Here is a 14,176-nt window from a genome sequence, read left to right on the forward strand (position 1 = left end):
CCGGGCATTCTTGCCCGCCTCCTGGATCGGTGCGCGCCGCGGACGCTCGGCCCGCGGCGCGCGTGCCGTTACTGCGCGGGCGTGTCGAGCTGTTTCTTCAGCGCCGCGAGGCGGTCTTCGACCGACGGGCCCTTGTTCAATGCGGCGAGCTTGTCGTCGAGCGCCTTGCCGCTCGACGTGTCGGCCGAGTTCAGGCGTGCGTCCGAACGCGCATTCTGCAGCGCGACCTTGTCCTCGAGCTTCTGGAAGTCTTCCGACAGGTTCTTGCCGCCGATGCCGCCCAGGGCGCTCGCCGCGACATCCTTCGCCTGCGCGATTTCCTGCTTTGCCTGCAGGATGTTCGAGCGGGCGTTCAGATCGTTGCGGCGCGCCCGCATGTCGGCGATCTGCCCCTTCAGCTTGTCGACCGACGGTTCGAGCGTGGTCAGCTCGGCCGCGAGCGCGTCGCGCTCGGCTTCCGCGTTCGCCTGCGCGGCGAGCGCCTCGCGCGCGAGCGCTTCGTCGCCGGCCTGCAGCGCGCGCTTCGCGCCGTCCTCGTACTTCTTCACCTTGTCGTCGGCCGCATCGCGCTTGCTGCGCTGGGTCGCGACCTGTGCCTCGATTTCGATCAGCGAATTCTCGGCACGGCCGATGCTGTCGTCGAGCTCCCGCACGATCTGCCGTGCGTCGCGCGACGGATCCTGTACCGAATCGGCCGCGTCGTTCAGCAGGCCCTTGATCGTGCGCGAAACAGAGTCGAAAAGCGACATGAAATCCTCCGTGGTTTGAAAGGTGCCGCGTGAGCGGCAACGCCCGTCGCGAATCGGTTCCGACCCGCGTGAGCCGGCGGATATTACACCGCCGCCCGCTTAAATACGGCTTAATTGCGCGAGTTCAAGCGCTGCGGGTCGCGTCGATTCGATGCTTTCGCGATTGAAAGCAACGGCGCGGCGCGCAGCGCGCTGCGCGACCATGATAGGCGCAGCCTGCGGCGAATACGTTCCGCAATTCGCCGCAGTGCGGGAATTTTTACAAAAAATCGCGAAGTCAACCGGTCGATTTCATTAAAATGCGCTGTCACGTCGCGGGAACGGATCGCTGCGCCACGCGGTCTGTCGACGTGACAGTGCCACGATGCACCCACTCTGATTCATCCGCTTGCCTATCCGCATGCGTCCGAGGGCGCCACGTTCGCCCGCCATTCCGACATGCCAATCATCAAACGACCGTCTTCCTCCTCCGATCGGAAAGAACCTCACTACTCGCTGCGCCGTTCGCCGTCGGGAGCCTATTACCCCGATGACGACGAGCCCGACGACGCCCGTCGCGCATCGCGCCGCGGCGGCGGCCGCGACGGCGACGGGCGTCGCTCGTTCGGCTCGCGCGTCGCGCTGTGGTTCGTCGGCCTGTTCGCGACGCTCGCGATCGTCGGCGCGCTGATCGTCGGCTATGCGCTCGTCGTGATGGCGCCGCAGCTGCCGTCGCTCGACGCGCTGACCAACTACCAGCCGAAGGTGCCGCTGCGCGTGTATTCCGCCGATCACGTGCTGCTCGGCGAGTTCGGTGAGGAGCGCCGCAGTCTCGTGCGCTTCCAGGACATCCCCGACGTGATGAAGAAGGCGGTGCTCGCGATCGAGGACTACCGCTTCTACGAACACGGCGGCGTCGATTTCCTCGGCATCCTGCGCGCGGGCGTGGCCGACCTGCTGCACGGCGGCGCGCGCCAGGGCGCGAGCACGATCACGATGCAGGTCGCGCGCAACTTCTTCCTGTCGAGCGAGAAGACCTACACGCGCAAGATCTACGAGATGCTGCTCGCGTACAAGATCGAGCGCGCGCTGACGAAGGACCAGATCCTCGAGCTGTACATGAACCAGATCTATCTGGGCCAGCGCTCGTACGGTTTCGCGGCTGCCGCGCGCGTGTACTTCGGCAAGGACCTGAAGGACATCACGCTCGCCGAGGCGGCGATGCTCGCAGGGCTGCCGAAGGCGCCGTCCGCGTACAACCCGGTCGTCAATCCGAAGCGCGCGAAGGTGCGTCAGGAATACATCCTCAAGCGCATGCTCGAAATCGGCTACATCACGCAGCCGCAGTACGACCAGGCCGTGAAGGAGGAGATCCACGTGCGCACGCCGGGCAACCAGTACGCGGTGCACGGCGAATACGTCGCCGAGATGGTGCGGCAGATGATGTACGAGCAGTACAAGGATGAAACCTATACGCGCGGGCTGACCGTCACCACGACGATCAACGCGGCCGATCAGGAAGCGGCCTATCAGGCCGTGCGGCGCGGCATTCTCGACTACGAGCGCCGCCACGGCTATCGCGGGCCGGAAGGGTCGATCAATCTGCCGGCCGCCGGCGACGATCGCGACGAGGCGGTCGACGACGCGCTCGCCGATCACCCCGACAACGGCGATCTGCAATCGGCCGTGGTGCTGTCGGCGTCGCCGAATGCGGTCGAAGTGCAGTTCGTCGGCGGCGCGACCACGACGATCGGGCCGGCCGGCCTGCGCTTCGTGTCCGCCGCGCTGAGCCCGCGCGCCAACGCGACGCTGCGGATCAAGCCGGGCTCGATCGTGCGCGTGCTGAAGGACGGCAAGACGGGCTGGCAGGTCGTGCAGCTGCCGCAGGTCGAAGGCGCGCTCGTCGCGATCGCGCCGCAGGACGGTGCGATCCGTTCGCTGGTCGGCGGCTTCGACTTCAACAAGAGCAAGTTCAACCACGTGACGCAGGCGTGGCGCCAGCCGGGCTCGTCGTTCAAGCCGTTCATTTATTCGGCATCGCTCGACAAGGGCATGGGGCCGGCGACGATCATCAACGATGCGCCGCTGTACTTCCCGCCGAGCGTGCCGGGCGGCACCGCGTGGGAGCCGAAGGACGACGATCAGCCGGACGGCCCGATGTCGATGCGCACCGCGCTGCAGCGCTCGAAGAACCTCGTGTCGATCCGCATCCTCGCGTCGATCGGCACGCAGTACGCGCAGCAGTACGTGACGCAGCGCTTCGGCTTCGATCCGGCGAAGACGCCGCCGTACCTGCCGATGGCGCTCGGCGCCGGGCTCGTCACGCCGTTGCAGCTCGCGACCGGCTACGCCGTGTTCGCGAACGGCGGCTACAAGGTCGATCCGTATCTGATCGCCGAAGTCGACGACGCGCGCGGCCAGCCGCTGCAGAAGTCGCAGCCGGCGGTCGCGGGCAGCACGGCGCCGCGCACGATCGAAGGCCGCAACGCGTACGTGATGAACAGCCTGCTGCATTCGGTCGCGACGGCCGGCACCGGCGCGGGCACCAACGCGCTCGGCCGCAGCGACCTGCAGGGCAAGACGGGTACGACCAACGATGCGAAGGACGGCTGGTTCGCCGGCTATCAACAGTCGCTCGTCGCGGTCGCGTGGATGGGCTTCGATCAGCCGAAGAGCCTCGGCAGCCGCGAATTCGGCGCGCAGCTCGCGTTGCCGATCTGGGTGAACTACATGCGCACCGCGCTGAACGGCGTGCCCGAGCAGCAGATGCCGATGCCCGACGGGCTGACGACGATCGACGGCGAGCTGTATTACGCCGACCGCACGCCGGGCAACGGCTTCGTGGCGAGCGTCGACATCAACCCGGCCGAGAACGCGATCAGCGCGAACGACGCACTCGGCTCGGCCGGTGCGGCGGGGCTCGCGCCGCCGCCCGTCACGCAGCAGGAGAAGCAGCAGATCATGGACATGTTCGAAAGCAAGTAAGCGGAACACTGACGTGTCGACTGCAACGGGCGCCTTCGGGCGCCCGTTTCGTTTGCGTGCGGCCGCGCGTCGACGGCGATCGCGAACCCGAGCGCGACCGGATGCCGGATGCCGGATGCCGGCGCGACACGCACGCCGATGGTTCGATCGTTCGTGTGAGGAATCGCCCGCGCTACGCGTGGCGGATCGCCGCGATGCAGGGGACGGCGATGATCGGGATCACGAAGGGTGGGGTGCGGCGCGCAAAGCGCCGATGGATCGCGTTCGCCGGCCCCATCTGCCTATTTTGCGTCCGGCCCCGTGCGAGCACGTAAAACGCTGCGCGCTCAACCACTTGCGGAGAGGTGCGGCGGGTTATCAACAGGGCTGTCAACAAAAACTGGGGATAACCCTGAGCGTCGCGAGCGGGTTCAGCGCTGCAGCTGCGCGTGCGCGAGATGCATGCCGAGCGTGGCCGGATCGGTGTTCGTGCCCGGCAGCAGCACGCCGACCCGCTTGCCCTGCAGCGTTTCGCGCAGCGGGCCGAGCAGCCCCGCGAGCGCGGCCGCGCACGCGGGCTCGACCGCCAGCTTCAGATGCGAGAACAGGAACAGCATCGCCGCGCGCAGCGCGTCGTCCGACACGGTGACGATCCGGTCGACGTGACGCCGGCACAGCTGATAGCTGTATTCCTCGGTGTGCGGCGCCATCAGCGAATCGGCGATGCTCTGCATCGCGCCCATCTTGATCGTGTGGTTCGCCGCGAAGCTGCGGCACATCGCGTCGGCGCCTTCGGGCTCGACGCCGTACACGTGCACGCGCGGATTCGCGAGGCGCAATGCGGTGGCCATGCCGGCCGCGAGCCCGCCGCCGCCGATCGGCACGATCACCGCATCGAGGTCGGGCGTCTGCGTCGCCCATTCGTAGCCGAGCGTCGCCGTGCCGAGAATCGTGCGATAGCCGTTGAACGGATGGATGAAGAAGCGGCCTTCCTCGGCCTCGACGCGCCGCACGAGGTCGAATGCCTGCGACGCGCTGCCGGCCAGCACGACTTCCGCGCGATACGCGCGGCACTGCGCGATGCGCGCCGGGCTCGCGGAATGGGGCATCACGACCTTGGCGCTGCTGCCGAGCCGCATCGCCGCATATGCGACGGCCGCCGCATGATTGCCGGCCGACACGCAGGTGACGCCGGCGTTCTTGCGCGCTTCGTCGAGCGCGAGCACGTGCGTGAACGCGCCGCGCGCCTTGAAGCTGCCGCTCGCCTGCAGCAGCTCGAACTTGAAGTTGACGTGCGTACCTTCGAGCGTCGGCAGATCGGCGCGTTCGAATACCGGCGTGCGCGCGACCCAGGGCGACAACGCGAAATGCTGCGCGGCGATTTCGTCGAGCGTCGGAATCGGCTCGCCGTCGATCGTCGTATGGGCCGGGCCCGTTGATTCAGTCGACATGACGTGGCGGATGGGGAGAGTGGGGCCGGCCCGCATGCGCAGGCCGGCGCGGGCGGTCAGTGCGCGTCGACCGACATGCTGCGGATGAACTTGCGCAGGAACTGCTCGCACGCGGCGAGCTGCGCGAGCTCGACGTATTCGTTCGGCTTGTGCGCCTGCTCGATGTTGCCGGGCCCGCACACGATGCTCGGAATGCCCGCGCGTTCGAACAGGCCGGCCTCGGTGCCGTACGCGACCTTGCGCTTGTCCTGATCGGCCGTGAGCGCGCGCACGAGCTGCGTGATCGCGGCCTGCTCGGTCGCGTCGAGGCCCGGCGCGGCGGCGATCTTCGAGAACTCGATGGCGGCGTTCGGATGCTCGCGGCGCATCTGCGGCAGCAGCGTTTCCTGCGCATACGCTTCGATGCGCGCGAAGATCTGCTCGGGATCGAGCGTCGGCAGGTTGCGGAACTCGAAGTCGAACCGGCATTCGGCCGGCACCGTGTTGATCGCGTTGCCGCCCTGGATCGTGCTCGTCTGCGCGGTCGTGAACGGCACGTCGTACAGCGCGTCGAACGGCCCTTCGGCGCGGAAGCGCTCCGCGAGGTCGCGGATGTGGCAGATCAGGCGCGCCGCGTACTCGATCGCGTTCAGCCCCTTCGGCGTCAGCGACGAGTGCGCCGCATGGCCGCGCACGCAGCAACGGTATGCGTTGATGCCCTTGTGCGCGATGATCGGGCGCATGCTGGTCGGCTCGCCGACGATGCAGCCCGACGGCTTCACGCCGCGCTTGACCAGATCGGCGATCAACAGCGGCGCGCCGGCGCAGCCGATTTCCTCGTCGTAGGACAGCGCGAAGTGGATCGGCTTCGCGAGCCTGGCTGCCTGCATCTCGGGCAGCAGCGCGAGCGCCGCGCCGATGAAGCCCTTCATGTCGCAAGTGCCGCGGCCGTACAGGCGGCCGTCGCGCAGCTGCGGCGCGAACGGGTCGCTGTCCCACTGCTGGCCGTCGACCGGCACGACGTCGGTGTGACCCGACAGCACGATGCCGCCATCGGTCGAGCCGTCGTGCGCGGGCACCGTGGCGAACAGATTCGCCCAGCCGTCGCGCGCGTCGTGCGTGAGCGTCGACTCGATGCCGCTCGCGGCGAGCGCGTCGCGCACCGTTTCGATCAGGCCGAGGTTCGGCACGCGGCTCGTCGTGTCCATCGACACCAGCCGCTCGATCGACGGCAGGCTGACGAGCGACGCGTCGGGTTGATCGGCGGCGGAAGGTGCCGGCGCGTCGAGGATGGACATGGCAAAACTCCGTCTGAGGAATGGGAAAATCATACTCAAAAACGCGTCGCGCCGCCTTTGCCGCACGCGATGCGGCGCAGCATCGCGTGCGTGGTGCCTGGTGCGTGCGTGCCGCCGCTCAGCGTGCGGCGCTCGGCGCGAGCGCGCGCAGCGTCTCCTTGATCGTCGACACGCGGATCGCCAGATCCGGCGAGCGCGTCTCGATGCGCAGCTTGTCCTGCCCGGCGAGCTTGATGTGCCGATGCTTCTGCACCATCTCGATGATGCGCATCGGATCGATCGGCGGGTTCGGCTCGAACTGCAGCCCGATCGCGACCTCGCTCGCGTCGATCTTGACGATGCCGAGCGGCTTCGCGGCGAGCCGCAGCCGGTGCGTCTCGACGAGCGCCTGCGCCTGCGGCGGCAGCTTGCCGAAGCGGTCGATCAGCTCTTCCTGGATGCCGTCGATCGCATCGCCGTGCTCGCAGTTCGCCAGCCGCTTGTAGAGCGACAAGCGCTCCTGCACGTCCGCGCAGTAGTCGGCCGGCAGGATCGCGGGCGCATGCAGGTTGATCTCGGTCGTCGCGGCGAGCGGGGCGGTGAGGTCCGGCTCCTTGCCGTTCTTCAGCGCCTTCACCGCGTCGTTCAGCATGTCGGTGTACAGCTGAAAGCCGATCTCGTGGATCTCGCCCGACTGCTTGTCGCCGAGCACCTCGCCGGTGCCGCGGATCTCGAGGTCGTGCATCGCCAGATAGAAGCCCGAGCCGAGCTCCTCCATCTGCTGGATCGCCTCGAGCCGGCGCTGCGCCTGCTTGGTCAGCGACTGCGGATCGTGCACCAGCAGGTACGCATAAGCCTGGTGGTGCGAGCGGCCGACGCGGCCGCGCAGCTGGTGAAGCTGCGCGAGGCCGAACTTGTCGGCGCGGTGCATGATGATCGTGTTCGCGCTCGGCACGTCGATGCCGGTCTCGATGATCGTCGTGCAGAGCAGGACGTTCGCGCGCTGCGCGACGAAATCGCGCATCACGCGCTCGAGCTCGCGCTCGTGCATCTGGCCGTGCGCGATCACGATGCGCGCCTCGGGCACCAGTGCCTCGAGCATCGCCTTGCGGTTCTCGATCGTCTCGACCTCGTTGTGCAGGAAGTACACCTGGCCGCCGCGCTTCAGTTCGCGCAGCATCGCCTCGCGGATCACGCTTTCTTCCTCGCGCCGCACGAAGGTCTTGATCGCGAGCCGCTTCTGCGGCGCGGTCGCGATCACCGAGAAGTCGCGCAGCCCTTCGAGCGCCATGCCGAGCGTGCGCGGGATCGGCGTCGCGGTGAGCGTCAGCACGTCGACCTCCGCGCGCAGCGCCTTCAGCGCTTCCTTCTGACGTACGCCGAAGCGATGCTCCTCGTCGATGATCACGAGGCCCAGGCGCTTGAACTGCACGTCGGACGACAGCAGCTTGTGCGTGCCGATCACGATGTCGACGCTGCCTTCGTTGATCTGCGCGATCGCCGCATTGACTTCCTTCGCGGTCTTGAAGCGCGACAGCTCGACGATGCGCACCGGCCAGTCGGCGAAGCGGTCGGCGAAGGTCTGCGTGTGCTGCTCGGCGAGCAGCGTGGTCGGCGACAGCAGCGCGACCTGCTTGCCGCCCATCACCGCGATGAACGCCGCGCGCAGCGCGACCTCGGTCTTGCCGAAGCCGACGTCGCCGCACACGAGGCGGTCCATCGGCTTGCCGCTCGTCATGTCGCCGATCACGGCGGCGATCGCGGCCGCCTGGTCTGGCGTTTCCTCGAAACCGAAGCTCTCCGCGAACTTCACGTAGTCGCGCGGATCGAGCGCGAACGCGTGGCCTTCGCGCGCGGCGCGGCGCGCGTACAGGTTCAGCAGCTCGGCGGCCGTGTCGCGGATCTGCTGCGCCGCCTTGCGCTTCGCGCGTTCCCACTGGCCCGAACCGAGCGCGTGCAGCGGTGCGCTGTCGGGATCGGCGCCGCTGTAGCGCGAGATCACGTGCAGTTGCGCGACCGGCACGTAGAGCTTGCTGTCGCCCGCGTATTCGAGATGCAGGAATTCCGTCTCGCCTTCGCCGAGATCCATCGACACGAGGCCCATGTAGCGGCCGATCCCGTGTTGCGCATGGACGACCGGATCGCCGACCTTCAGCTCCGACAGGTCGCGCACCATCGCGTCGACGTTGCTCGCCTGTTCCTGGCGCCGGCGCCCCGCGCGGCGGCCGAGCGCGCCGTACAGCTCGGTTTCGGTGACGATCGCGTAGCCTTCGGCCGGCACCGCGAAGCCGCTGGCGAGCGGCGCGACGCCGAGCGCGAACGGCGCGTCGCTGTCGAGCCAGCCCGCGAAGTGGTCGTTCGACGTGGGGCGCAGCCGATGCTCGGCGAGCAGTTGCAGGATCGTTTCGCGGCGGCCGGCCGATTCGACCGTCAGCAGCACGCGCTTGCCCGACGACTCGACGAACGTGCGCAGCGCGGCGAGCGGATCGTCGGCATGGCGGTCGACCGTCAGCTCGGGCAGCGCCGTCGCCCAGCCGCCGGCCGGCTGCGCGGGCAGCACGACGCGCGCGAACGGTTTTGCGAACGCGAAGAAATCCTCGTCCGACAGGAACAGCCGCTGCGGCTCGAGGATCGGCCGTTCGCGATCGTGCGCGAGGAACGCGTGGCGTTGCTTCGTATCGGCGGTGAAGCGGCGGATCGACGCCTCGAGGTCGCCGGTGAACACCAGATGCGCGGCCTGCGGCAGGTAGTGAAACAGCGTGGCCGTCTCGTCGAAGAACAGCGGCAGGTAATACTCGATGCCGGCCGACGGGACGCCGTTGCCGATGTCCTTGTAGATCGGCGCGCGGCTCGGATCGCCTTCGAAGGTCTCGCGCCAGCGGCTGCGGAACGCCGTGCGTGCGGCCTCGTCGAACGGAAATTCGCGGCCGGGCAGCAGGCGCACGTCGCGCACCGGGTACAGGCTGCGCTGCGTATCGGGATCGAACGCGCGGATCGAGTCGACCTGATCGTCGAACAGGTCGATCCGGTACGGCAGCGGCGAGCCCATCGGATACAGGTCGATCAGCGAGCCGCGCACGCAGTATTCGCCGGGCCGCACGACCTGGCTCACGTGCTCGTAGCCGGCGAGCGTTAGCTGCGCTTTCAGCTTCGCCTCGTCGAGCCGCTCGCCCTGCGCGAACGCGAACGTGTAGGCGGCCATGAACGACGCGGGCGGCATCCGGTACAGCGCGGTGGTCGCGGGCACCAGCAGGATGTCGCAGCGGCCCTCGCCGAGGTCGTGCAGCGTCGCGAGCCGCTCGGAGACGAGATCCTGGTGCGGCGAGAACGTGTCGTACGGCAGCGTCTCCCAGTCCGGCAGCAGGCGTACGCGCGCATCCGGCGAGAAGTAGCGCAGCTCCTGCGACAGCCGCTGTGCGTCGACCGCATTCGCGCAGATCACCGCGAGGAGCGGGACCGCGTCGCGGTTCTCGGCAAGATAGCGGGCGATGGCGAGTGCGTCTGCGGAGCCGTGCGCGCCGTCGAAGATGAAGCGCTGGCCCGGTTTGACGCGGGCGACGGGCGAGGCGAACGGGTTGGTAGCGGTGTCTGGCATAGGGACGGCAGGGGTGGCGGGCACGGGCGCAGCGCGGTGCGCCGGTCGAGACGAAAGACCTATTATAAAATCCGCTTCTCGATTTCACCTTTCCGGCGTTCTCCGTTCGTGACACCCCGACTTTTTGCCCTGATTCCCTGCGCCGGCACGGGCAGCCGCTCCGGTTCGGCCGTGCCGAAGCAATACCGCACGCTGGCCGGTCGCGCGCTTCTCCATTACACGCTCGCCGCGTTCGACGCCTGCAGCGAGTTCGCCCAGACGCTCGTCGTGCTCGCGCCCGACGATACCCATTTCGACGCACGCCGCTTCGCGGGCCTGCGCTTCGCGGTGCGCCGCTGCGGCGGCGGCTCGCGTCAGGCGTCGGTACTCAACGGGCTGCTCGGGCTCGCCGAGTTCGGCGCGACCGACCAGGACTGGGTGCTCGTGCATGACGCCGCGCGCCCCGGCATCACGCCGACGCTGATCCGCACGCTGGTCGCGACGCTGAAGGACGATCCGGTGGGCGGCATCCTCGCGCTGCCGGTCGCCGATACGCTCAAGCGCGTGCCGACGGGCGGCGACGCGATCGCGCGCACCGAGTCGCGCGACGCGCTGTGGCAGGCGCAGACGCCACAGATGTTTCGCATCGGCATGCTGCGCGACGCCATCCTGCGCGCGCAGCGCGAAGGGCACGACCTGACCGACGAGGCGAGCGCGATCGAATGGGCGGGCCATACGCCGCGCGTCGTGCAGGGCAGCCTGCGCAACTTCAAGGTCACGTACCCGGAAGACTTCGCGCTCGCGGAAGCGATTCTCGCGGCTCCCGCGCACGCCTCCTGACTTTCACTTCATCTCAACCGGAACACGCATGGATTTCAGAATCGGACAAGGCTACGACGTGCATCAGCTCGTCCCGGGGCGCCCGCTCATCATCGGCGGCGTGACGATTCCGTACGAGCGCGGGCTGCTCGGCCACTCGGATGCGGACGTGCTGCTGCACGCGATCACCGACGCGCTGTTCGGCGCGGCGGCGCTCGGCGACATCGGCCGCCATTTCTCCGACACCGACGCCGCCTTCAAGGGCGCGGACAGCCGCGTGCTGCTGCGCGAATGCGCGGCGCGCGTGAAGGCGGCCGGCTTCACGATCCAGAACGTCGACAGCACCGTGATCGCGCAGGCGCCGAAGCTCGCGCCGCACATCGACGGCATGCGCGCGAACATCGCGGCCGACCTCGGCTTGCCGCTCGAACGCGTGAACGTGAAGGCGAAGACCAACGAGAAGCTCGGCTATCTCGGCCGCGGCGACGGCATCGAGGCGCAGGCGGCCGCGCTGCTGGTGAAGTAGCGGTTGCGCGTGCGCGTCGCAGGCCGGTTCGATCCGGCGTGCGGTGTGCCGCATGTGCCGCCCGAATGACAAATGCCACGCTGATGCGTGGCATTTGTCGTTTTGCGGGGCGGGCCGCTGCGGCCCGCGCGCTTATGCGCCTTCGGCGGCGATTACCTGCGCGGCGGCGTTGATCACCGACGCGATGCGGCCGACGTCGCGCAGCTGCGTCGTCGTCATGCCTTGCTCGTTCTTCAGCAGCGCATAGTGCGACTGCACGCAGAAGTGGCACTTGCCGACGATCGACGCGGCGAGCGCATACATCTCGAAGCGACGCTTGTCGACGCCGCCGTGCGACGCATACGCGCCCATCCGCAGCTCGGCGCGCTGCGTCTTCAGGTCGGCGTCGTCGGCCATCTCGACATACGGATACCAGGTGTTGTTCATCCCCATCAGCGCGGCCGCGGTCAGCGCCGCGTTCGTCTCTTCGGGCGACAGCACGCCGGCTTCGCGGATCGTCTTGACGAGCACCGTGCTCTTCGCCGCGAACGCCGCCGCCAGCGCGACGCCGACCGCATCGTTGCCCTCCAGCGACGAACGCGAGATCGTGCCATCGAGGTTCAGGCGAATGTCTTTCGCGTAGTCGGGGATGTGCGCCTTAATCGAGTCGATGAATTCCATTGATATCTCCTATGGGTTGGCCGTTAAAAAAGCCCGCAGGCAGCACGTGCGCCGCGGGCTTCGAGCATCGATGCGCTTACAGCGTTGCGCCGCCGACTGCGCGGTTGCACGGGCACAGTTCGTCCGTTTGCAGGCCGTCCAGAATGCGCAAGACTTCTTCCGGGTTGCGGCCGACGTTCAGGTTGTTCACCGACACGTGCTGGATCGTGTTGTCCGGATCGACGATGAACGTGGCGCGCAGTGCGACGCCAGCTTCCTTGTCGCGGACGCCGAGCTGGTCGATCAGTTCGCCCTTGACGTCGCCGAACGAGTAGTGGTTCAGCTTGTCGAGATCCTTGTGCTCACGGCGCCATGCGAGCTTGACGAATTCGTTGTCCGAGCTGCCGCCGAGCAGCACGGCGTCGCGTTCTTCGAACTGCTTCGCCAGCTTCGCGAATTCGACGATTTCCGTCGGGCACACGAACGTGAAGTCCTTCGGATAGAAGTAGATGATCTTCCACTTGCCCGGGAACGACGTTTCGGTGACGGTTTCGAACGCCGACTGGCCGTTTTCCTCATGATTGTTGAAGCCCGGCTTCGCGGCTACGACGGTGAAAGCTTCGAGTTTATCGCCCACGGTTTTCATGCGGATACTCCTGTATGTGTTGGGAAGAAGACTGAGTCAAGCTACCTCGGTGCTGCAACGTCGTTGTGACAGCATAGGGCAGACTATAGCACTATTAATAAAGCCATTCAATAGATTTTGACTAACAAACGCCATAGTTTTTTTCAACTGCGGCGATAGTGTGGCGCGCACGAAACGTGCGTACACGCGTCATGCGGTCGCGCGTGCCTTGCCGGCGGCGGGGAATTCGAGCGAGACCTCGAGGCCTGCCTCGGGGCTGCGGTTGCGCAGCCGCAGCGCGCCGCGATAGCGGCCGACCAGCCGCAGCACGATCGCCATCCCGAGCCCCGTGCCGTCCGCCTTGGTGCGCGCGGTGTCGACGCGGTAGAACGGGCGCATCACGAGCGGCAGCTGGTCTTCCGGGATGCCCGGGCCTTCGTCGCTCACCGACAGCTCGACGCGCGTATGCGTGACGCGCGTTTCGAGCGTGATGCGCGAGATGCCGTCGTCGCGGCTCTGGCCGTATTTGCGCGCGTTCTCGACGAGGTTGCCGATCACGCGGCGCATGTCGGTTTCGTCGGCTTCGATTACGGCGCTCGGCGCGAGCCGCGTGCGGATCTGGACGCCGTCCTCGTTGGACACGCGCGCGGCGACCTCGTGCGCGATCGACGACAGGTCCACCGGCTCCGGCTTGCGCTGGGCCGGGCGCGCATAGTCGATGAAGGCCGCGATGATGCGGTCCATCTGCTCGATGTCGTCGACCATCGCGTCCTTGGTCGCCTGATCGGACGGGCTCATCTCGGTTTCGAGCCGCAGCCGCGCGAGCGGCGTGCGCAGGTCGTGCGAGATGCCCGCGAGCATCAGCGCGCGGTCTGCCTCGAGCTGTTCGAGGTCGCGCACCATCTGGTTGAAGCTGCGGTTCGTGTCGGCCGCGACGCCCATCCCGCGCTCGGGCAGCGGCTCTGGCGCCTGGCCCGAGCCGACCTGACGCGCGGCGAGCGCGAGCCGCGAGAACGGCCGGTTCACGAGGCTCGTGATGAAGGCCGAGCCGAACAGCGACAGCGCCAGCGCGAACAGGCCCCAGCCGGCCCACTGCAGGCCGGTCACGTTGTCGAGCTGATCGCGATCGAGTGCGACCCAGTAGTCGTCGTCGTCGATCTTGAAGCTGATCCACACGCCGGGAATGTCGTTGACCGACTGCGCGATCACGGTGTCGTCGCCGAGGCGGCTACGGATGTCGTGTTCGATCAGCCGGTTCAGCGATTCGTCGGGCTGCAGCTTGAACTTGTCGGTCTTTTCCCGCGGATAGACGCGCACGCCCTCGTTGCTCTCGAGGTCCTGCAGCAGCGCACGCCGCAAGTCGGGATCGGAATAGAGCAGGGCGGTGCGCGTGAGCTTCACGACCGCGACGAGCTGGAGCGCGACGCGCTGCGCGCGCGGCTCCCGCTCGATCACGCGAAAGCTCTGGAACCACGCGGCGAGGCTGACCGAGATCAGCAGCGCGATCAGCAGGAAGGTGCGCCAGAACAGCCCGCCGAACGCGAGCTGCAGGAGGCGCCGGTCGATACGCATGGGACGGGCCGTAGGCGGGGCG

General features: G+C 67.7%; 10 protein-coding genes. 3 read left to right on the forward strand and 7 right to left on the reverse strand.

Going from position 1 to position 14,176, the window contains the following annotated elements; all coding sequences use genetic code 11:
* Positions 1-68 precede the first annotated feature (68 nt).
* Complete coding sequence (locus AK36_RS19525; protein WP_011885096.1) at positions 69-749, reverse strand: PspA/IM30 family protein; 681 nt, start codon at positions 747-749, stop codon at positions 69-71.
* Between the two features lie 438 nt (positions 750-1,187).
* Here AK36_RS19525 and AK36_RS19530 point away from each other — a divergent pair, with 438 nt between their 5' ends.
* Entirely contained in the window at positions 1,188-3,713 is a 2,526-nt protein-coding gene (locus AK36_RS19530) for a penicillin-binding protein 1A (protein ID WP_045578990.1), read from the forward strand.
* Positions 3,714-4,123: 410 nt separating this feature from the next.
* Here AK36_RS19530 and AK36_RS19540 read toward each other — a convergent pair whose 3' ends face one another.
* The 3 genes from AK36_RS19540 to mfd all read right to left on the reverse strand — a co-directional run bounded on the left by AK36_RS19540 (position 4,124) and on the right by mfd (position 9,994).
* The gene (locus tag AK36_RS19540; protein ID WP_045578992.1) at positions 4,124-5,143 is read right to left on the reverse strand and encodes a pyridoxal-phosphate dependent enzyme; all 1,020 of its coding nucleotides are present in this window, start codon (positions 5,141-5,143) and stop codon (positions 4,124-4,126) included.
* A 56-nt stretch (positions 5,144-5,199) separates the two neighbouring features.
* A complete protein-coding gene (gene argE / locus AK36_RS19545) occupies positions 5,200-6,420 on the reverse strand; it encodes an acetylornithine deacetylase (protein ID WP_045578993.1) in 1,221 nt (406 codons plus the stop codon).
* A gap of 118 nt (positions 6,421-6,538) precedes the next feature.
* Complete coding sequence (gene mfd / locus AK36_RS19550; RefSeq protein WP_011885092.1) at positions 6,539-9,994, reverse strand: transcription-repair coupling factor; 3,456 nt, start codon at positions 9,992-9,994, stop codon at positions 6,539-6,541.
* Positions 9,995-10,102: 108 nt separating this feature from the next.
* On the opposite strand from mfd, the gene ispD reads away from it, so the two are divergent.
* Complete coding sequence (gene ispD, locus AK36_RS19555; protein WP_011885091.1) at positions 10,103-10,813, forward strand: 2-C-methyl-D-erythritol 4-phosphate cytidylyltransferase; 711 nt, start codon at positions 10,103-10,105, stop codon at positions 10,811-10,813.
* A gap of 28 nt (positions 10,814-10,841) precedes the next feature.
* Complete coding sequence (ispF, locus tag AK36_RS19560) at positions 10,842-11,318, forward strand: 2-C-methyl-D-erythritol 2,4-cyclodiphosphate synthase (RefSeq protein ID WP_011885090.1); 477 nt, start codon at positions 10,842-10,844, stop codon at positions 11,316-11,318.
* 132 nt (positions 11,319-11,450) lie between these two features.
* Here the strand turns inward: ispF and AK36_RS19565 are convergent, their stop codons facing one another.
* The 3 genes from AK36_RS19565 to AK36_RS19575 all read right to left on the reverse strand — a co-directional run bounded on the left by AK36_RS19565 (position 11,451) and on the right by AK36_RS19575 (position 14,154).
* Positions 11,451-11,978 (reverse strand): carboxymuconolactone decarboxylase family protein, encoded by a 528-nt coding sequence (locus AK36_RS19565; RefSeq protein ID WP_045578994.1) that lies wholly within the window; start codon positions 11,976-11,978, stop codon positions 11,451-11,453.
* A gap of 76 nt (positions 11,979-12,054) precedes the next feature.
* The gene (locus AK36_RS19570; RefSeq protein ID WP_045578995.1) at positions 12,055-12,603 is read right to left on the reverse strand and encodes a peroxiredoxin; all 549 of its coding nucleotides are present in this window, start codon (positions 12,601-12,603) and stop codon (positions 12,055-12,057) included.
* A gap of 189 nt (positions 12,604-12,792) precedes the next feature.
* The gene (locus tag AK36_RS19575) at positions 12,793-14,154 is read right to left on the reverse strand and encodes an ATP-binding protein (protein ID WP_045578996.1); all 1,362 of its coding nucleotides are present in this window, start codon (positions 14,152-14,154) and stop codon (positions 12,793-12,795) included.
* Positions 14,155-14,176 lie beyond the last annotated feature (22 nt).

Source organism: Burkholderia vietnamiensis LMG 10929, assembly GCF_000959445.1.
In the GTDB taxonomy this organism is placed as follows: Bacteria; Pseudomonadota; Gammaproteobacteria; order Burkholderiales; family Burkholderiaceae; genus Burkholderia; species Burkholderia vietnamiensis.

Excerpts from the sequence above, each read along its gene's own strand:
- AK36_RS19525 (WP_011885096.1), bottom strand. The coding sequence starts at position 749 with ATGTCGCTTTTCGACTCTGTTTCGCGCACGATCAAGGGCCTGCTGAAC.
- AK36_RS19530 (WP_045578990.1), top strand. The coding sequence starts at position 1,188 with ATGCCAATCATCAAACGACCGTCTTCCTCCTCCGATCGGAAAGAACCT.
- AK36_RS19540 (WP_045578992.1), bottom strand. The coding sequence starts at position 5,143 with ATGTCGACTGAATCAACGGGCCCGGCCCATACGACGATCGACGGCGAG.
- argE (WP_045578993.1), bottom strand. The coding sequence starts at position 6,420 with ATGTCCATCCTCGACGCGCCGGCACCTTCCGCCGCCGATCAACCCGAC.
- mfd (WP_011885092.1), bottom strand. The coding sequence starts at position 9,994 with ATGCCAGACACCGCTACCAACCCGTTCGCCTCGCCCGTCGCCCGCGTC.
- ispF (WP_011885090.1), top strand. The coding sequence starts at position 10,842 with ATGGATTTCAGAATCGGACAAGGCTACGACGTGCATCAGCTCGTCCCG.
- AK36_RS19565 (WP_045578994.1), bottom strand. The coding sequence starts at position 11,978 with ATGGAATTCATCGACTCGATTAAGGCGCACATCCCCGACTACGCGAAA.
- AK36_RS19570 (WP_045578995.1), bottom strand. The coding sequence starts at position 12,603 with ATGAAAACCGTGGGCGATAAACTCGAAGCTTTCACCGTCGTAGCCGCG.
- AK36_RS19575 (WP_045578996.1), bottom strand. The coding sequence starts at position 14,154 with ATGCGTATCGACCGGCGCCTCCTGCAGCTCGCGTTCGGCGGGCTGTTC.